Genomic DNA, 16,788 nt, shown 5'->3' on the forward strand with positions numbered 1-16,788 from the left:
CATGCACCAGCACAGCGAGGGCTTCGCCTCCGCGCGATGAAGCCGCCGGCGCAGCACATTTTCGTTTCGGCTGGTATTCCTGCGACCGGCTCCTACATGTCGAGTCCACGTTCCCATCGCACGCGCCATCCGGACCCGCCCATGATCCCTTTCTCCGTACTCGACCTCGCTCCCATCCGTCAGGGCGGAGACGCATCACAGGCATTTCGCAATTCGCTCGATCTGGCGCAGCATGCAGAAGCCTGGGGCTACAAGCGGTTCTGGCTGGCCGAGCATCACAACATGACGGGCATCGCGAGCGCGGCGACGTCGGTGGTGATCGGGCATGTCGCGGGCGGGACAAAAACCATCCGGGTCGGGTCCGGCGGGATCATGCTGCCGAACCATTCGCCGCTGGTCATCGCCGAGCAGTTCGGCACGCTGGCCTCGCTCTATCCCGGGCGGATCGATCTCGGGCTCGGCCGCGCGCCAGGCACCGACCAGTTCACCGCGCGGGCGCTGCGGCGCGATCTCGCCACCAGCTCCGAGAATTTTCCGCAGGACGTGCTGGAGTTGCAGGCGCTGCTCGGCGACGTGCAGCCGAACCAGACCATCCGCGCCGTGCCGGGCATGGGGACGAAGGTGCCGCTGTGGATCCTGGGATCCAGCACCTTTGGCGCGCAGCTCGCAGGCATGCTCGGCCTGCCGTTCGCGTTCGCCTCGCATTTCGCGCCGCAGATGATGATGCCGGCGCTGCGGGAGTATCGCGCGCGGTTCGAGCCCTCGGCGCAGCTCGACAAGCCCCATGCGATGGTCGGCGTCAACGTGTTCGCCGCCGACAGCGACGCGGACGCGCAGCGGATGTTCTCATCGCTGCAGCAGCAGTTCATCAATCTGCGCCGGGGCACGCCCGGCCCGCTGCCGCCGCCGGTCGACGACATGGACGCGCTGTGGTCGCCGGCCGAGAAGGCGATGGTCGGCCAGTCGCTGTCCTGCTCGGCGGTCGGCTCGCCTGCCGTGATCGAAGAGAAGCTGAAAGCGCTGATCGCCGAGACCGGCGCGGACGAATTGATGACGACGGGACAGATCTACGACCACGCCGCGCGGCTGCGCTCGTTCGAGATTGCGGCTGGGGTGCGCGACAGGCTGGCTTCACAGCCGGCCGCGTGAGCGCAGTGGGTGCAGTTCACGAGGTCGTCATGCCCGGGCTTGTCCCGGGCATCCACGTTCTTAGTGCCGCGTGGCGACGCGTGGATGGCCGGGACTAGCCCGGCCATGACGTTGTGGAAGCCTTGGTGCCCGCTCTCCCCTCAATCCGGAAAGCCGAACAGCTTCGCCGGATTGTGCACCAGGATCTTCTCCAGCTCCGCCTGATCAGGAGCGTAGCGGTACATCAACTCCAGCAGGTCGGCGTCGTTGGGCGGCTGCTTCACCGAGACCGGATGCGGCCAGTCGCTGGCCCAAACGCAGCGGTCGACCGCCGCCTCGATATAGGCGCGCGCGATCGGGATGACGTCATCGTAGGGTGGGCCGAGCTTCGAGGTCTTCTCGCCGAGCGACAGCATCACCCAGAAATTGCCCTTGGCGAGCAGCTCGAGCATCTTGCGCAAATTCGGATCGTTGCTGCCGGCTTCCGGATCGGGCCGCGCCATGTGGTCGATCAGCACGGGCACGTCGAGATTCTCGTATTTGGCGACGCTGGAGACGATGCCGTCCTTCTCGGGCTGGATCTTGACGTACCAGCCGAGCTCGCGGATGCGCGCAATGGCGCGGGCGAAATCGGCATCCGACAGCACGGCGCCGAGCTCCTGGCGGAAGCTGAAGCGCGCGCCGCGAACACCTGCGTCATGCAGCTTTGCGAGATAAGCGTCGTTCGCCTCGGCGAACACCAGGGCGTTGGCGCAGCCGCGATAGTTCGGGCCCATCGCGGCGAGACCGTCGAGAACGACGGCATGGTCGGCGCCATAGGTGGTGGTCTGCACGATGATGCCGCGCTCGATGCCGAGCGTCTTGTGCACGCGCAGCGCCGCTTCCCAGGTCGCGGTCGGCATCCGATAGGCCGCGCCGGGACGTTCCGGATATTTGTCCACGGGACCCAGGACGTGAAACTGGCTGTCGACGGTTTTGGGCGGCGGCGCCTTGACCGGGCGGCGCGGATTCGGGTCGAACGGCAGATAGGTCGGCATGCGCAAAACTCCCTCAGTCGATCATGGCGGTGAAGTCGCACTGCACCAGCGCGCCGCCGTCCATGTTGTCCATCGGCAGCGCGTGGCGCGCCGGGCGCGAATGCTCGTCCGGAAACATCTTCAGCCACTCGACATTCACGGGCCCCCGTTGCGTACGGTCCTTCAGCCACACCGTCATCTTGATGATGTCGTCCGTGGTGCCGCCCGCGGCCTCGACCGTCGCCTTCATATGCGCGAACATGTTGGCGCATTGCGCGTCCAGGCTCTCGGGCATCGCGCCAGCCCCATCGCGGCCGAGGATGACGCCCGACATCACGAGATTGCCGATGCGGCAGGCGTTCGGAATCGGATTGGCGTGCTTGAAGCCGCCGATATGGATGCTCTTGCGCCGCGTGTGACCGGTCATGATGCGCTCCCTCTTTGTTGCTTGTTCAGACGAACTGGCACGACACCGAGCCGAAAGCGCCATAATCGGCATGAAACGTGTCGCCGCGGCGGATATCGACGGGACGCGTGAACGATCCCGCCAGCACCACCTCGCCGGCGGCGAGATGTTCGTCATGCGGCGCGAGGCGGTTGGCGAGCCAGGCGATGCCGTTGGCGGGATGGTTGAGCACGCCGGCGGCAAGCCCGGTCTCCTCGACCTCGCCGTTGCGGAACAGCAGCGCGCCGATCCAGCGCATGTCCGCGTCCATCGGGCGAAACGGCCGGCCACCCAGCACCAGAGCGGCGTTGGCCGCGTTGTCCGAGATCGTGTCCATCACCTTTCGCGCCTTGCCCGTCTGGGGGTCGACGCGGTGCATGCGCGTCTCCAGAATCTCCAGCGCCGGGGTCACGTAGTCGGTGGCGTTGAGCACGTCGAAGATGGTGCAATCGGGCCCGCGCAGCGGCGCCTTGAGCACGAAGGCGAGCTCGACCTCGATTCGCGGCGCGTGGAAGCGGTCGAACGGAATCGGCGTGGCATCGGCATAGAACATGTCGGCGAACAGCACGCCGTAGTCGGGCTCGGAAATCCCGACCACGCTCTGCATCGCCTTCGAGGTCAGGCCGATCTTGTGGCCCTTGATGACCCGGCCGCGACCGAGCTGGAGCTTGGTCCAGGCGCGCTGAACGGCATAGGCATCCTCAATACTGAAATCGGGATAATCTTTCGTGAACATCGTGATCAGCGTCTTGGTGCGCTCGGCCTCGTCGAGGCGCGCGGCAAGGCGTTCGATCGTGGGAGTATCCAGCATGGCTTAACTCTCCGCGGCCACGGTATTGCGCAGCACGCCGATGCGGCTGGATTCGACCTCGACGACATCGCCGACCTTGAGCCAGCGCGGCGGGTCGAAGCGGGCGCCCGCCCCGGTCGGCGTGCCCGTCACGATCATGTCGCCGGGCTTGAGGGTTGCGAAGGTGGAGAGATAGGAGATCAGAAAATCGAACGGGAACATCAGCCGCTCGGTGGTGTCCTGCTGCCGCACCTCGCCGTTGACGCGCGTGACGATGTCGTGAGGCCCGCGCGGGTCGAGTTCGTCCGATGTGACGATCCAGGGACCGATGCTACCGGAGCGGTCGAAATTCTTGCCTTGCGTGACATTGAACTTGCCGTGGCGCAGCCAGTCGCGGATCGTGCCCTCGTTGCACAGCGTCATGCCGAAGATGTGCGCCCAGGCCTTTTCGCGCGGGACGTGGCGGCCGCCCTGGCCGATCACGATGACGAGCTCGCCTTCGTAGTCGAGCTGATCGGATACCTCAGGCTTCTCCAGCGGCTGACCGGAGCCTGTCATCGAGGACATGCTGCGCACGAACAGGCTGGGATATTTGGGCAGGTCGGAGCTGTCTTTATACTCCGCATTGCGCTCAGCATAATTGACGCCGATGCACCAGAGCTTTTCCGGAGTCAGCACCGGCGGAAGCAGCACGAGATCGTCGAGTGCGTAGTCCGGCTTTTGTCCGGCGACGGCTTCCTGCGCGTCGGCCAGCGCATTGGCCGCGATCAGCGCCCTCAAATCGGAGAAGTCACGGCCGATCCGCCGGGTCAGGTCGACGACACCGCCGTCGATGGCGGCACCGTAGCGCGGCTCTCCGTCCACGAGATAACTTAGGAGTCGCATGGTCGTTCTCCAATGGTCTTGTGGCGCGCGCAGGGGCGGCGCGCTCAGTCTTTCGATTTGGGAGTCTGGAACACGCCGCGCAGCGTCACGATCTCGCCGAGCCGGGCGTAGCGCGGTCCGCCGATGCGTGCGATCGGATCGAGCGCCGCGGTTTCGACCTTGCCGTCGTTCACGAGGCCATCGCGGAGGTGGAACATCACGACTTCGCCGACGATCAGCCGGCTGCGGGCGTCGCCGAATTCGAGGCACTGCCGGAAGCGGCATTCCATCGCAACCGGTGCGATGCTGAGCCGCGGCACCTTGATGCGCTCGCTCGGATGCGTCTCCAGGCCGAGCTCCGCGACCTCGCTGATCTCAGGCGGGTGCTCGACCGACGAGTCGTGCACGGCCTGCATCAGCGGGGTATCGGCGATGTGGATGACGTATTCCTCGGTGTCCAGAATATTATGCGCGGTGTCCTTGTAGTCCGCGCCCTTGCGGCCGACGCTGATGGCCAGCATCGGCGGCTTCTGCGAGACGAAGGTGAAGGCGCTGAACGGCGCGAGGTTGAGCACGCCTGCGCGCGACAGGCTCGTCACCCAGGCGATCGGACGCGGCACCACGATGCCGGTCATCAGCCGGTAGATGCGTTCGGCGCCGAGCTCGGTGGGGTCGATCCGCATCGATCAATCCGCCTTGATGTTGGCCTTGCGCACGATCGGAATCCATTTGGCGTCCTCGCGCGCGAGATAGGCCTTGAATTCGTCCGGCGTCATCGCGACAGCTTCCCCACCGAGCTTCTCGAACTTGTCGACCACGGCCGGGTCCTTCAGGATCGCGGTCAGCGCCTCGTGCAGCTTGTCGATCACGGACGCCGGCGTGCCTGCCGGTGCGAACAGGCCGGTGAAGGTCTGGCCGTCAAAGTCCTTGTATCCGAGTTCGGCGAAGGTCGGCACGTCGGGCAGCGACTTCAGGCGGTGCGGGCTGGTGACGGCCAGCGCCCGGAACAGGCCGGCCTTGATGTGCTGCAGGCTGACCGTGAGCTGGTCGAACGCGAACTGCACCTGCCCGCCGAGCAGATCGTTGACCGCTGGCGCATTGCCGCGATAGTGCGCGGTGACCCATTGCAGATCGAGGCTGGACTGCATCAGCTCGCTGAGCAGATGGTTGGTGGTGCCGGGACCGGGCGAGGCCATCGTCAGCTTGCCGGGCTCGCGCTTGGCGAGGTCGATGAATTCCTTGAAATTCGTCGCCTGCACGGAAGGATGAACCTCGAGCACCAGCGGCGTCATCGAGATCGTCGTGATCGGCAGGAAGTCCTTCTTCCAGCTGTAGACGTCGCGCTTGTTGATTTCGGTCGCGAACAGCACCGGGCCATTGGCGCCGACGAACAGCGTGTAGCCGTCGGGCGCGGACTTCGCGAAGGCCTCGCCCGCGATCATGCCGCCGGCACCCGCCTTGTTCTCGATGATGAGGGGCTGGCCGAGCTTTTCCTGGAGCTTGTCTGCGATGATGCGCGCGGCGCTGTCGACATTGCCGCCGGCTGGATAGGGCACGATCAGCTTGACGTTGCGCGCCGGCCATTGCTGGCCCGACGCCGGTCCCGTCAACATCGCCACTGCGGCAGCTATGGCAATCCAGATTAATCTCATGTTAACCTCCCGGCGGCGCTTCCAATTTTACGTCGATTTGCCTGAATTCGTACACGGCATCTCGATTCGGAGCGCAATCTCCAGATGCGCGCTTTACCTGTCGAGTGAATTGTGGCGTTCTTGTCCATATTATGGACAACACGACTTCCGCGAAATCCACCCGCCGCATGACGGAGCCGCGACAGGGCGCACAGGCGATCCGGCGCGCACTCGCGGTGTTGCGCATTCTCGCCGCCGGCCGCGAAGACGGCGTCCCGCTGGCCGAAGTGGTGCGGGCCACCGGCCTCACCCGCCCGACCGTGCACCGCATCGTCCACGTGCTGATCGAGGAAGGCATCGTCGAACGACACGACAAAACCGGGCGCTACGCGATCGGCAACCAGGTGCCGGAGCTCGCGCTCGCACGGGCCCGGCCGTCGCGGCTGCTGATCGCCGCAAATCCGTCGCTGCAACGCGCCTCCACCGAGATCGGCGACACGCTGTTCCTGACGGTGCGGACCGGCAACGACACGCTGTGCGTCGATCGCAGGATCGGCGTCTATCCGATCCAGGTACTGTCGATCGAAGTCGGCGCGCGCCGGCCGCTCGGCGTCTCCAGCGCAGGCGTTGCCATCCTCGCCGCGATGCCGTCCCAGGACGCGCGCAAAATCGTCGCAGCCAATGAGAAGCGATTCGAGGCCTACCGGACCGACGCTGCGACGGTGCTGGGCCAGGTCACCGCCGCAAGACGGCTGGGATACGGCATGAGGGAAATTGGTCTCGTGCAGGGCACGAAATCGATCTCCACCTGGATCAAGACGCCGGACGGCCGCCCCGCTGCTGCGATGACCGTCTCCGCCGTTCGCACGAGGCTCGGCCCGCGCCGCGAACAGGAGGTCGCGGAGATCCTGCTGCGGGAGGCGCGGATCATCGAGCAGGCGATCCGGGGTTAGACCACGTTGTCAATAGGCTGACGCAGCACGCGTTTTTGTGGCACAAGGGCCGCCTCCGCCGACCGAGCAACGAGGCCCCGCATGCCCGCGCCAAAACCGCCCGCCTTCGAGACCCTGAGCCTGCATGCGGGCCAGCATCCGGATCCCGCGACCGGCGCCCGCGCCGTGCCGATCTACCAGACCACGTCCTACGTGTTCCAGGATTCCGATCACGCCGCCGCGCTGTTCAACCTCGAGCGCGCCGGCCACATCTATACGCGCATCTCCAATCCGACCACGGGCGTGCTCGAGGAACGGCTGGCGGCGCTGGAGGGCGGCGTCGGCGCGATCTGCACCGCGAGCGGCATGGCCGCGCTGCATCTGGCCATCGCGACGCTTCTGAACGCCGGCGACCATATCGTCGCGTCGAGCTCGCTCTATGGCGGCACCATCAACCTGCTGGCGCACACGCTGCCGCGCTTCGGCATCACCACCAGCTTCGTCAAGCCGCGCGATCTCGACGCGTTTCGCGCGGCGATCAGGCCGAACACGAAGCTGGTGATCGGCGAGACCATCGGCAATCCCGGGCTCGAGGTGCTTGATATTCCAAAGGTCGCGGCGATCGCGCATGATGCGAAAATTCCGCTGCTGATCGACAACACGTTTGCCACCCCCTATCTCAGCCGCCCGATCGAGCTCGGCGCCGACATCGTCATGCACTCGGCGACCAAATGGATCGGCGGCCACGGCATCGCGATCGGCGGCGCCATCGTCGACGGCGGCCGGTTTGATTGGCGTTCATCCGGAAAATTCGGCGTACTGACCGAGCCCTATGGCGGCTATCACGGCATAGTCTTCGACGAACAGTTCGGCACCGCGGCCTTCATCATGCGCGCACGCACCGAAGGCCTGCGCGATTTCGGCGCTTGTCTATCGCCGACCAATGCGTTCCAGTTGTTGCAGGGCGTGGAGACGCTCGGCGTGCGCATGGACCGCCACATCCAGAACACGCACCTCGTGCTGGAAGCGCTGAAAGCCAACAAGGCCGTGGATTGGGTGCTGCATCCCTCGCTCGAGGACCACGCGGACTACCAGCTGGCAAAGACACTGCTGCCGCGCGGCGCCGGCTCGATCGTCTCCTTCGGCATCAAGGGTGGCCGGCCTGCTGGCCGCAAGTTCATCGAATCGCTGCGCATGATCAGCCATCTCGCCAATGTCGGCGACGCCAAGACGCTGGTGATCCACCCGGCGTCAACCACGCACCAGCAGATGGACGCCGAGCAGCTCAAGGCCTCCGGCATCGGCGAGGAGCTGGTGCGGCTGTCGGTCGGCATCGAGACCGCAAGCGACATCATCGACGATCTCGCGCAGGCGCTGCGCATCTCGCAAAAGGTCTGACACCATGAAGCTCTCCGTCAACGGCGCCGAGGTGCTGGTCGCAACCGGCGGCCGCGACTTCGACAGATCCCTGCCTGCGGTCGTCTTCCTCCATGGCGCAGGCTTCGATCATTCGACCTGGGCGCTGCACACCCGCTGGTTCGCCCATCACGGCTTTGGCGTGCTGGCGCCTGATATGCCCGGCCACGGCCGCTCGCCCGGACCTTCGCTCGGCAGCATCGCCGAGATGGCCGACTGGACGGCGGCCCTGCTCGATGCGGCCGGAGTTACGAAAGCGCATCTGATCGGCCATTCCATGGGCTCGCTGATCTCGCTGGAGACGGCCGCACGTCACCCCGACAAGGTGTCCGCGCTCAGCCTGATCGGCACGGCCGCGACCATGACGGTCGGCCCGGATCTGCTGAAGGCGGCCGAAGCCAATTCGCAGGATGCAAACGACATGGTCTCGATCTGGGGCCTCGGCTTCAACGCCGAGCTCGGCGGCAGCCTCGCACCGGGCCTGTGGATGCATGGCGGGGCGCAGGCTGTGTTGAAACACTGCGAGCCGGGCGTGCTGTTCAGGGATTTGTCGGCCTGCAATGCTTACGCCAGTGCGCTTCAAGCAGCCGCGAGCGTGAAGGTGCCTACGACGCTCATCCTCGGCGAGCGGGACATGATGACGCCGGTGAAGGCCGGCAAGGCACTCGCGGCGGCGATCCCGCATGCGAAGACCGTCGTGGTGCCCGGCGCCGGTCACATGATCATGGCCGAGCGCCCGGATGAACTGCTGGTGGCGCTCAGGAACTGACAGGATCAATCGTCCATCTTGCGCGTTGCGGTCAGATATCCCTGTGAAGATCCAGAGGGAACAGGACCCATGCCAAGACAGGAAGTCATTCGCAAAGCCAGGCAAGACAAGCGTGCCGGTAAATCGGCAACCACGCAGGCCGGCGAATTCGTCAAGGACCAGATCGACAAGATCCGCAAGGGCAAACATGGCGCGCGCTCGACGAAACAGGCCATCGCCATCGGTCTGTCCGAAGCGCGCCGCGCCGGCGTCGATCTGCCCCCGCCGCGCAAGGGACGCGTCAAGAAGGCGACGCGACGCAGCGCCAAATATGCCTATGAGGTCGGTCAGGGCAAGCGCACGCCGAAACGCCGGCCGCGCGTGTCGCGAGCCGTCGAAAAGGTCTTGAAGAAGGAGCCGCGCTCGACCGCGTCGCGCAGTGCACTATCGAAACAGGGCAAGCGTGCTGCGAGCCAGCGATCCGCCGCCTCGCGTTCGGCCACCGCGCGCAAGGCAAGCCGTACCAAAGGCGCCAAGGCCCGCTCCACCGCCGCGAAGAAGGCGGCACGCACCAGGGCGCGCCGCCGGAGTTGATCAGTTCGCGCGCCGGCTTCGCTCGGAGAGCACGTTCTCCCCCTTCTTCCCTTCTTGCGGGAGAAGGTGGCGCGAAGCGACGGATGAGGGGTTCTGTCCACGCGTAACGTTTTCCGTGAGGACAGAGACCCCTCACCCGTCTCGCCGCTACGCGGCGAGCCACTCTCTCCCGCAAGGAGAGAGGGGAAGAACGAACTCACCACATCGTCGCGGCCGCACGCTCGGGCCAGATGCGATCGTACTCCGCGCCGCCGACCCTGTTCTCGCTCATCTCGGCGAGGATCTGGCCGGGCGTCGGCAGCGTCTTGGGGTCGATGCGCTTGTCGGGATTCCAGAGATCGGAACGGACGATGGCGCGGGCGCACTGGAAGTAGATTTCGTCGACCGTCATCACCATCACGCTGCGCGGCGCCTTGCCTTCGACCTTGAACGAGGCCAGCAGCTCGGAATCGATGGAAAGATAGGCCCGACCATTGGCGCGGACCGCATTGCCGGAGCCGGGGATCAGGAACATCAGCGACACCCGTGGGTCGCGCACGATGTTGCGCAAGGAATCGACCCGGTTGTTGCCGCGGCGATCCGGCAGCATCAGCGTCTTCGGATCGTGAATGCGGACGAAGCCGGAGAGATCGCCGCGCGGCGAGCAGTCGATCCCCTCGGGTCCGATGGTGGCAAGCGCGGCGAACGGCGCCTTTTCGATAAAGACGCGATAGAGCGGGGTGACATGGTCGGCGACTTTCACGGTCGAGGCGTCGTTGGTGACACCGTAGATGGCCTCCAGCTGCTCGACCGTTTCGATCACCGACATTCCAGTCTCCTTGCGGTGCGGGCTATTCGAGCCAGCCTTGATTCCTGATCACGCGCAGAAGCTGACGACCATGATACTCCGCGCTGCCCGCGTTGAGAATGGTGACATCGGCCTGCGCCGATGCGTCGTCGACGTTGCGCGTCAGCCTTTCGGCGATACTGCCGTCACTGTGCCGGGCGCGAGCGGCAAGCCGCTGCGCCAGCACATCCGGCGGCGCAGTGATCGCGACCACCACGACGTTGGCATAGGTCTGGCGCAGCGCGCCGATCACGGTGCGCGAAACATTGGCGACGACGGCGCGGCCGGCACGAATGTCACCGTCGAGGTCGCGCGGCAGCGCGTAGCAATGCCCATGCGCCTCCCAATGCACGGCGAATTCACCATGCTCGCGCGCGCGACGGAATTCGTCAGGGCTCACCGCAATATTGTCTTCATCGGCCGAGGATTCGCGCGTCACGACACGGCGCGGGAAGACGATGTCGTGATCCTCGATGCACGCCGCCCGCGCCAGCCGCAGCAGCGTGTCCTTGCCGGCTCCGCTGGGGCCGACCACGAGCACGAGCCGCCCCGGCCCGACCGCGCCCGTCTGCGTTCCCGCCACGGTGACGGTCTCGCTCATGCGACACGGCCCCCTTCGCGCCAGACGCTGCGGACCGCAGGGACGTGGCCTGCGACGTGCACGCGAATCAGATCGGCACGCTTGCCGACGGAAATCTCACCGCGGTCGGACAGGCCGACCGCCTCGGCGGGCGCCTTCGTCACGGTGCGGATCGCCGCCGCAAGACTGATGGCGGGCACGTGCTCGGGCAAATGCAGCGCAGCCATCAGAAGGCTCGAGGGAATGTAGTCCGACGACAGGATGTCGAGCAGGCCCTCGCGGGCGAGATCGACCGCGGCGATGTTGCCGGAATGCGAGCCGCCGCGCACGACGTTCGGCGCACCCATCAGGATGTCGATCCCGGCCTCGTGCAGGCCGCGCGCGGCCTCCAACGTGGTCGGGAATTCCGCCACCGAAACGCCATCGCGCACGGCGTCGACGACGTTCTCCTCGGTGGTATCGTCATGGCTCGCCAGCGGGATCTTGTACTTATGTGCCAGCGCCACGATCTCGCGCATGTTGGTCGCGGCATAGGCCTTCTGATACTCGAAACGCTTCGCGAACAGTTCGTCGAGCTGGGCGTCGGTCTTGCCGCCGCCCTTGCCGCGATAATAGTCGCGCAGCTTGCCTTCGTCGCGGAACTGGCGCTGGCCGGGGGTGTGGTCCATTAGCGACATCAGCCGCACGTCGGGACGGTCGATCAGCTCCCTGGCCTCCTCGACCACGCTCGGCATCGGGATTTCGCAGCGCAGATGCAGGAAGTGATCGGCGCGCAGCAGGTCGGCATCGCGCGCGGTCGTGATCGCCGCGGCAAGCACGCCGGCGCGCCCGTCGACTTCCTCGGCGCCGTCCTCGCGCCAGACCCGGAGCGAGTCGAACACCGTGGTAATGCCCGATGTCGCGAGCTGGCCATCATAGGAGACGACGGCCGCGACCGGATTCCAGAACACTTTTGGTCGCGGCACGTAATGCGCCTCGAGATGGTCCGTGTGGAGCTCGATCAGGCCGGGCATGATCAGATCGCCGCCGGCATCCTCGGCGCCCGCAGGCGCCCTGCCCTCACCGATCTCGGCAATGCGTCCATCGGCAAGAGCGAGCCAGCCCTGCTCGATCACCCGTTCCGCCAGCACGATCCTGGCGTTGGCGATCACGGTGTCCTTCTTGGCGCTCATGTCCATTTCCTTCAGGCCGCAGCGGCGAAGCTGGTGACGTCGACGATGCGGTCGGCAATCTGATGACGGATTTCGTCGTCATGGACAATGGCGACCATGGCGACGCCGTGGCGCTTCTTCTCGGCGACCAGCTCGACCACGACAGCGCGGTTGGCGGCGTCGAGCGAGGCGGTGGGCTCGTCGAGCAGCAGGATCGGCAGATCCGAGATGAAGCCGCGCGCGATGTTGACGCGCTGCTGCTCGCCACCGGAGAAGGTCGCGGGCGGAAGCTGCCAGAGCCGCTCGGGGATATTGAGCCGATGCAGCAATTCGCCAGCACGGGCTTGCGCCTCAGCGCGCGCCAGGCCGTTGACGATCAGGGGCTCGGCGACCACGTCGATGGTGGCAACCCGCGGCACCGCGCGCAGGAACTGGCTGACATAGCCGATGGTGGCGCGGCGGATGTTGAGGACCTGCCGCGGCTCGGCGGTGGCGAGATCGATCACCTCGCCGCGATGGCGAATGCCGATGCGGCCAGAGTCGCAGCGATAATTGCCGAAGATCATCTTCAGGATCGATGATTTTCCGGCGCCTGATGGCCCCGACAGCACGACGCATTCGCCCGGGTTGACGTGGAAGGTCACGCCGCTGACAACAGGCAATTCGATGCCGCCCTGCAGGTGCATCGTAAAGCTCTTGTTGGCATCAGTGATGTCGATCATGGCGGTCATTGGAAAACTCTTCCTGGAAGGCTCATGGCGGCAGAATTGAGGAGACGAGGAGTTGGGTGTAGGGCTCGCGGGGATCGTCGAGCACCTGATCGGTGAGGCCGGTCTCGATGACGCGGCCGCCCTTCATCACCATCACGCGGTGCGACAGCAGGCGCGCAACCGCGAGATCATGGGTGACGATGATGACCGCGAGATGCAGCTCGGCGACCAGGCTGCGCACGAGGTCGAGCAGGCGGGCCTGCACGGAAACATCGAGGCCGCCGGTCGGCTCGTCCATGAACACCAGCCGCGGCTCGGTGACCAAGTTGCGGGCGATCTGGAGACGCTGGCGCATGCCGCCGGAATAGGTCCGCGGCGCATCGTCGATGCGTGCGATGTCGATCTCGACGCGGGTCAGCCAGTCCGACGCGGTATCGCGGATGCGACCGTAGTGATTCCAGCCCACCGCCATCAGCCGCTCGCCGACATTGGCGCCGGCCGAGACCGCCATGCGCAGCCCCTGCGCGGGGTCCTGGTGGACGAAGCCCCAATCGGTGCGGAACAGGAAGCGTCGTTCGGCCTCGCCCAGCGTGGCGAGATCGCGGGCGACGCCGTCGCGCATCCGATAGGACACCTGGCCGCCGCTGGCCGCGAGCTGGCCCGACAGGAGCTGCAGCAGCGTCGATTTGCCCGAGCCGGATTCGCCGACGATTGCCAGCACTTCGCCGGGATAGAGCGAGAACGAGACATCGCGGCACGCGGCGATGCGGCCATAAGATTTGCTGAGCGACTCGGCAACGAGCAGTGGCTCGTCATTCTCGAGCATGTCTTGATCAGCCATTCGATGCCTCCTGCGCCTTGTCCTTGTACGGCGCGGCGCTGAGGCTGCCGTGATGGCCGGCGGCCTGGCGGCCCTCGCAATAATCGGTGTCGGAGCAGACGAACATGCGCCCGCCCTTGTCGTCGGTGACGATCTCGTCGAGATAGGAATTTTCCGCGGCGCACAGCGCGCAGGGCGCATTGAAGCGATAGGGCTCGAAGGGATGGTCCTCGAAGTCGAGCGACACGACTTGCGTATAGGGCGGGATCGCATAGATCCGCTTCTCGCGGCCGGCGCCAAACAATTGCAGCGCCGGGCAATTGTCCATCTTGGGATTGTCGAATTTCGGCGTCGGCGACGGGTCCATGACGTAGCGCGCGTTGACCTTCACCGGATAGGCATAAGCCGTCGCGATGTGGCCGAAGCGGGCGATGTCCTCGTAGAGCTTCACATGCATGAGGCCGTATTCGGCGAGCGCGTGCATGCGCCGCGTTTCGGTCTCGCGCGGCTCGAGGAAACGTAAAGGCTCCGGGATCGGCACCTGATAGACCAGTACCTGATTTGCGTGCAGCGACGTCTCCGGAATGCGGTGACGGGTCTGGATCACGGTCGCATCTTCTGTCGCCGTCGTCGTGGCGACGCCGGCGGTCTTGGCAAAGAACTTTCGGATCGAGATCGCGTTGGTGGTGTCGTCGGAGCCCTGATCGATCACCTTCAGCACGTCCTGCGGCCCGAGGATCGCAGCGGTGACCTGGACGCCGCCGGTGCCCCAGCCATAGGGCATCGGCATCTCACGGCTGGCGAACGGCACCTGATAGCCGGGGATCGCGATCGCCTTGAGGATCGCGCGGCGGATCATCCGCTTGGTCTGTTCGTCGAGATAGGCGAAATTGTAGGCGGGCGCGTTCATTCCGCGGCCTCCTTCATGGCGTCGGGCGCATTGGCATCAGTGAATTCCCTGCGCAGCTTGCGCAACAGGCCGAGCTCGGACTGGAAGTCGACATAATGCGGCAGCTTGAGATGCTCGACGAAGCCGGTCGCCTGGACGTTGTCCGAATGCGACATCACGAATTCCTCGTCTTGCGCCGGGGCGAGTGCCTCCTCGCCGAGCTCGCGGGCACGCAACGCGCGGTCGACCAGCGCCATCGACATGGTCTTGCGCTCGCTCTGGCCGAAGGCGAGGCCATAACCGCGCGTGAAGCACGGCGCTTCGGTCGCGGAGCCCTTGAACTGGTTGACCATCTGACACTCGGTGAGCTCGATCGAGCCGAGCGGCACGGCGAAGCCGACGTCTTCAGCCGAAAATTCGACCTCGACCTCGCCGAAGCGAATCTCGCCGGCAAAGGGATGGTTGCGCCCGTAACCACGCTGGGTGGAATAGCCCATCGCCAGCAGAAACCCTTCGTCGCCACGCGCGAGATTTTGCAGGCGCAGGTCACGATCCGCCGGAAAGTTCAGCGGCTCGCGGGTGAGATCGCCGACGCTGGCGCCCTCTTCCGCTTGCGGCGAGGATTCGATCAGCCCGTCGCGGCCGAGAATGTCGGTCACCCGCGGCGTCGGCGCCGTGGATGCTTCGGCCGTCGCCGGCGCTTCCGGCACAAAGCCCTCGGCGAGCGAGGGATCGAGCAGGCGGTGGGTATAATCGAAAGTCGGGCCGAGGATCTGGCCCCCGGGAATGTCCTTGAAGGTCGAGGACACCCGCCGCTGCACCCGCATCGCGCCGGTCTCGACCGGCTCGCTGGCGCCGAAGCGCGGCAGCGTGGCGCGGAAGGCGCGGACCAGGAAGATCGCCTCGATCAGATCGCCGCGCGCCTGCTTGATGGCGAGCGCCGCGAGCTCGCGGTCATAGAGCGAGCCTTCGCTCATGACGCGGTCCACGGCGAGGCCGAGCTGCTCGGAGATCTGGTCGAGGGAAATTTCCGGCACGCTTTGGTCACCGCGCCGCGCACTGGCGAGCAGGCGATGGGCGTTCTCGATGGCGCGCTCGCCGCCTTTGACTGCGACATACATAGTTAGCTTCCCTTGCTCACGACACGCGTGGTGCGCGGGATCGCAACCACGGCGTCATCGGCGACCAGCACCACATCGACGCCCCGCGGAAACAGCGTTTCGTTGACGCGCAGGCGCTCGAACAGGTCGAACGGCTTGATCGACGCCTGGAGCGTCGCGACGCCGTCGATCCCGGGACCACGCAGCTCGAAGCTGCGCCCCGAATCCAGGTTCTCGACCTGAAGGATCAACGTCGTCGACCGATCCGGATATTCGCTGGTGCCCAGCGCGAAGCGCTCGAGCGAAGGCAGTTCCCCGCCGTCGCTGATCAGGGCGAAGCTCGCGATCGAGGAATCCTGCACCACCGGCGCGCCGGTGTGGAATTTCAGCCATTTCATGACGTCTGTGCTTTCCGACATGCGCGCATCGAGCCAGAGCGGCGTGTCGTGATCGAACAGCGTCAGCGCGATCGCGGCCGTGCCGCGCATCATCGTCTGAGGCGCTCCTGATGTCGGCACGATGCGCTGGACCGAGCCCGGCCGCGCCATCGCGTCCATGACCGAGCGAAAGGTCGATTGCGCCGACAGCACCTTGTCGGCGAACCCCGGCGGCAGTTCCGCAATCGTGGTCATGATCTCACCCTTCACCGCGCACCATGGTGTAGAAATCAACCTTCGTCGCAGCGGTCTCGGCCGCCACCTGCTTGCGCCTGATCATCAGCTGCTCACGCAATGGCGCGATGATTTCCCGCTCAACCGCGCCACTGAAATCACTGGACTGCACCAGCGCATCGCACAGCGCGATCAGCCGCGCCTTCTCACCGTCGCGACCGAGCGTGTAACCGAAGCCGACCTCGCCGCTCGCAAGCCGCACCGCAGCGCGCGACACCGTGGCTTCGCCGAGATTGAACGGCGCACCGTCGCCACCGACGCGGCCACGCAGCATGACGAGGCCGTTTTCCGGCGCACGCAGATCCTGATGCGCCGGCAGGGCGAGAGCGCGGAGGCGAGCGGCGATCTCGCCCGCCTCCGCGTGCGCCAGCACGGCCATTGCGGCCTGGCGCTGGGCTTGCTGATTGTTGTGCTGGGTCACCAGATCCACCGAACTTTTCTGCAGAACTTGCCGAATCCAAGTTGTCTATGATACTA

The 16,788-nt window shown here is 65.7% G+C and carries 20 protein-coding genes; 5 read left to right on the forward strand and 15 right to left on the reverse strand.

The window, feature by feature from the left end; all coding sequences use genetic code 11:
• Nucleotides 1-141: 141 nt before the first annotated feature.
• On the forward strand, nt 142-1,149 hold the full coding sequence (locus GWG67_RS34360) for an LLM class flavin-dependent oxidoreductase (protein ID WP_275174003.1): 1,008 nt from the start codon (nt 142-144) through the stop codon (nt 1,147-1,149).
• 140 nt (nt 1,150-1,289) lie between these two features.
• On the opposite strand, the gene GWG67_RS34365 is transcribed toward GWG67_RS34360, so the two are convergent.
• Genes GWG67_RS34365 through GWG67_RS34390 form a run of 6 tightly spaced genes read right to left on the reverse strand, consistent with a single transcriptional unit; the run spans nt 1,290 to nt 5,895 of the window.
• Nucleotides 1,290-2,165, reverse strand: coding sequence for an amidohydrolase (locus GWG67_RS34365; protein WP_275174005.1), 876 nt, complete (start codon nt 2,163-2,165; stop codon nt 1,290-1,292).
• A 13-nt stretch (nt 2,166-2,178) separates the two neighbouring features.
• Nucleotides 2,179-2,571, reverse strand: a complete 393-nt coding sequence (locus GWG67_RS34370; RefSeq protein WP_275174007.1) for a RidA family protein — start codon at nt 2,569-2,571, stop codon at nt 2,179-2,181.
• A 25-nt stretch (nt 2,572-2,596) separates the two neighbouring features.
• Nucleotides 2,597-3,400, reverse strand: coding sequence for a 2-oxo-hept-4-ene-1,7-dioate hydratase (hpaH, locus tag GWG67_RS34375; protein ID WP_275174009.1), 804 nt, complete (start codon nt 3,398-3,400; stop codon nt 2,597-2,599).
• A gap of 3 nt (nt 3,401-3,403) precedes the next feature.
• A complete protein-coding gene (locus GWG67_RS34380) occupies nt 3,404-4,264 on the reverse strand; it encodes a fumarylacetoacetate hydrolase family protein (RefSeq protein WP_275174011.1) in 861 nt (286 codons plus the stop codon).
• A 44-nt stretch (nt 4,265-4,308) separates the two neighbouring features.
• Entirely contained in the window at nt 4,309-4,926 is a 618-nt protein-coding gene (locus GWG67_RS34385; protein ID WP_275174012.1) for a flavin reductase family protein, read from the reverse strand.
• 3 nt (nt 4,927-4,929) lie between these two features.
• The gene (locus GWG67_RS34390; protein WP_275174014.1) at nt 4,930-5,895 is read right to left on the reverse strand and encodes a tripartite tricarboxylate transporter substrate binding protein; all 966 of its coding nucleotides are present in this window, start codon (nt 5,893-5,895) and stop codon (nt 4,930-4,932) included.
• Nucleotides 5,896-6,026: 131 nt separating this feature from the next.
• Between GWG67_RS34390 and GWG67_RS34395 the strand changes: the two genes are divergently transcribed.
• From GWG67_RS34395 to GWG67_RS34410, 4 genes are all read left to right on the forward strand, one after another.
• Entirely contained in the window at nt 6,027-6,827 is an 801-nt protein-coding gene (locus tag GWG67_RS34395; RefSeq protein WP_275174016.1) for an IclR family transcriptional regulator, read from the forward strand.
• Nucleotides 6,828-6,908: 81 nt separating this feature from the next.
• Complete coding sequence (locus GWG67_RS34400) at nt 6,909-8,204, forward strand: O-acetylhomoserine aminocarboxypropyltransferase (protein ID WP_275174017.1); 1,296 nt, start codon at nt 6,909-6,911, stop codon at nt 8,202-8,204.
• Between the two features lie 4 nt (nt 8,205-8,208).
• Entirely contained in the window at nt 8,209-8,991 is a 783-nt protein-coding gene (locus GWG67_RS34405) for an alpha/beta fold hydrolase (protein WP_275174018.1), read from the forward strand.
• A 69-nt stretch (nt 8,992-9,060) separates the two neighbouring features.
• Complete coding sequence (locus GWG67_RS34410; protein ID WP_275174019.1) at nt 9,061-9,564, forward strand: DUF6496 domain-containing protein; 504 nt, start codon at nt 9,061-9,063, stop codon at nt 9,562-9,564.
• A 196-nt stretch (nt 9,565-9,760) separates the two neighbouring features.
• Here GWG67_RS34410 and GWG67_RS34415 read toward each other — a convergent pair whose 3' ends face one another.
• The 9 genes from GWG67_RS34415 to phnG are packed head-to-tail and all read right to left on the reverse strand — an operon-like array spanning nt 9,761 to nt 16,741.
• On the reverse strand, nt 9,761-10,372 hold the full coding sequence (locus GWG67_RS34415) for a pyridoxamine 5'-phosphate oxidase family protein (RefSeq protein ID WP_275174020.1): 612 nt from the start codon (nt 10,370-10,372) through the stop codon (nt 9,761-9,763).
• A 22-nt stretch (nt 10,373-10,394) separates the two neighbouring features.
• A complete protein-coding gene (gene phnN / locus GWG67_RS34420; protein WP_275174022.1) occupies nt 10,395-10,991 on the reverse strand; it encodes a phosphonate metabolism protein/1,5-bisphosphokinase (PRPP-forming) PhnN in 597 nt (198 codons plus the stop codon).
• Nucleotides 10,988-12,142, reverse strand: a complete 1,155-nt coding sequence (locus GWG67_RS34425; RefSeq protein WP_275174024.1) for an alpha-D-ribose 1-methylphosphonate 5-triphosphate diphosphatase — start codon at nt 12,140-12,142, stop codon at nt 10,988-10,990. Before GWG67_RS34425 ends, phnN begins: the two co-directional genes overlap by 4 nt.
• 11 nt (nt 12,143-12,153) lie before the next feature.
• A complete protein-coding gene (gene phnL, locus GWG67_RS34430) occupies nt 12,154-12,852 on the reverse strand; it encodes a phosphonate C-P lyase system protein PhnL (protein ID WP_275174026.1) in 699 nt (232 codons plus the stop codon).
• A gap of 22 nt (nt 12,853-12,874) precedes the next feature.
• A complete protein-coding gene (gene phnK / locus GWG67_RS34435) occupies nt 12,875-13,672 on the reverse strand; it encodes a phosphonate C-P lyase system protein PhnK (RefSeq protein ID WP_275174028.1) in 798 nt (265 codons plus the stop codon).
• Entirely contained in the window at nt 13,665-14,561 is an 897-nt protein-coding gene (locus GWG67_RS34440) for an alpha-D-ribose 1-methylphosphonate 5-phosphate C-P-lyase PhnJ (RefSeq protein ID WP_275174029.1), read from the reverse strand. Before GWG67_RS34440 ends, phnK begins: the two co-directional genes overlap by 8 nt.
• Nucleotides 14,558-15,661 carry a carbon-phosphorus lyase complex subunit PhnI gene (locus GWG67_RS34445; protein WP_275174031.1) on the reverse strand — a complete coding sequence of 368 codons (1,104 nt, stop codon included), beginning with the start codon at nt 15,659-15,661 and terminating at the stop codon, nt 14,558-14,560. The genes GWG67_RS34440 and GWG67_RS34445 overlap by 4 nt, the downstream gene beginning before the upstream one ends.
• 2 nt (nt 15,662-15,663) lie before the next feature.
• Nucleotides 15,664-16,272: a phosphonate C-P lyase system protein PhnH gene (gene phnH / locus GWG67_RS34450; protein WP_275174033.1), complete on the reverse strand. Its 609-nt coding sequence runs from the start codon at nt 16,270-16,272 to the stop codon at nt 15,664-15,666.
• A 4-nt stretch (nt 16,273-16,276) separates the two neighbouring features.
• A complete protein-coding gene (gene phnG / locus GWG67_RS34455; protein WP_275174035.1) occupies nt 16,277-16,741 on the reverse strand; it encodes a phosphonate C-P lyase system protein PhnG in 465 nt (154 codons plus the stop codon).
• Nucleotides 16,742-16,788 lie beyond the last annotated feature (47 nt).

The organism is Bradyrhizobium sp. CSS354, assembly GCF_029051725.1.
Classification (GTDB): domain Bacteria; phylum Pseudomonadota; class Alphaproteobacteria; order Rhizobiales; family Xanthobacteraceae; genus Bradyrhizobium.

What these genes read in the sequence shown, in the direction of transcription:
- GWG67_RS34360 (WP_275174003.1), top strand. Translation starts at nt 142, where the DNA reads ATGATCCCTTTCTCCGTACTCGACCTCGCTCCCATCCGTCAGGGCGGA.
- GWG67_RS34365 (WP_275174005.1), bottom strand. Translation starts at nt 2,165, where the DNA reads ATGCCGACCTATCTGCCGTTCGACCCGAATCCGCGCCGCCCGGTCAAG.
- GWG67_RS34370 (WP_275174007.1), bottom strand. Translation starts at nt 2,571, where the DNA reads ATGACCGGTCACACGCGGCGCAAGAGCATCCATATCGGCGGCTTCAAG.
- hpaH (WP_275174009.1), bottom strand. Translation starts at nt 3,400, where the DNA reads ATGCTGGATACTCCCACGATCGAACGCCTTGCCGCGCGCCTCGACGAG.
- GWG67_RS34380 (WP_275174011.1), bottom strand. Translation starts at nt 4,264, where the DNA reads ATGCGACTCCTAAGTTATCTCGTGGACGGAGAGCCGCGCTACGGTGCC.
- GWG67_RS34385 (WP_275174012.1), bottom strand. Translation starts at nt 4,926, where the DNA reads ATGCGGATCGACCCCACCGAGCTCGGCGCCGAACGCATCTACCGGCTG.
- GWG67_RS34390 (WP_275174014.1), bottom strand. Translation starts at nt 5,895, where the DNA reads ATGAGATTAATCTGGATTGCCATAGCTGCCGCAGTGGCGATGTTGACG.
- GWG67_RS34395 (WP_275174016.1), top strand. Translation starts at nt 6,027, where the DNA reads ATGGACAACACGACTTCCGCGAAATCCACCCGCCGCATGACGGAGCCG.
- GWG67_RS34400 (WP_275174017.1), top strand. Translation starts at nt 6,909, where the DNA reads ATGCCCGCGCCAAAACCGCCCGCCTTCGAGACCCTGAGCCTGCATGCG.
- GWG67_RS34405 (WP_275174018.1), top strand. Translation starts at nt 8,209, where the DNA reads ATGAAGCTCTCCGTCAACGGCGCCGAGGTGCTGGTCGCAACCGGCGGC.
- GWG67_RS34410 (WP_275174019.1), top strand. Translation starts at nt 9,061, where the DNA reads ATGCCAAGACAGGAAGTCATTCGCAAAGCCAGGCAAGACAAGCGTGCC.
- GWG67_RS34415 (WP_275174020.1), bottom strand. Translation starts at nt 10,372, where the DNA reads ATGTCGGTGATCGAAACGGTCGAGCAGCTGGAGGCCATCTACGGTGTC.
- phnN (WP_275174022.1), bottom strand. Translation starts at nt 10,991, where the DNA reads ATGAGCGAGACCGTCACCGTGGCGGGAACGCAGACGGGCGCGGTCGGG.
- GWG67_RS34425 (WP_275174024.1), bottom strand. Translation starts at nt 12,142, where the DNA reads ATGAGCGCCAAGAAGGACACCGTGATCGCCAACGCCAGGATCGTGCTG.
- phnL (WP_275174026.1), bottom strand. Translation starts at nt 12,852, where the DNA reads ATGACCGCCATGATCGACATCACTGATGCCAACAAGAGCTTTACGATG.
- phnK (WP_275174028.1), bottom strand. Translation starts at nt 13,672, where the DNA reads ATGGCTGATCAAGACATGCTCGAGAATGACGAGCCACTGCTCGTTGCC.
- GWG67_RS34440 (WP_275174029.1), bottom strand. Translation starts at nt 14,561, where the DNA reads ATGAACGCGCCCGCCTACAATTTCGCCTATCTCGACGAACAGACCAAG.
- GWG67_RS34445 (WP_275174031.1), bottom strand. Translation starts at nt 15,661, where the DNA reads ATGTATGTCGCAGTCAAAGGCGGCGAGCGCGCCATCGAGAACGCCCAT.
- phnH (WP_275174033.1), bottom strand. Translation starts at nt 16,272, where the DNA reads ATGACCACGATTGCGGAACTGCCGCCGGGGTTCGCCGACAAGGTGCTG.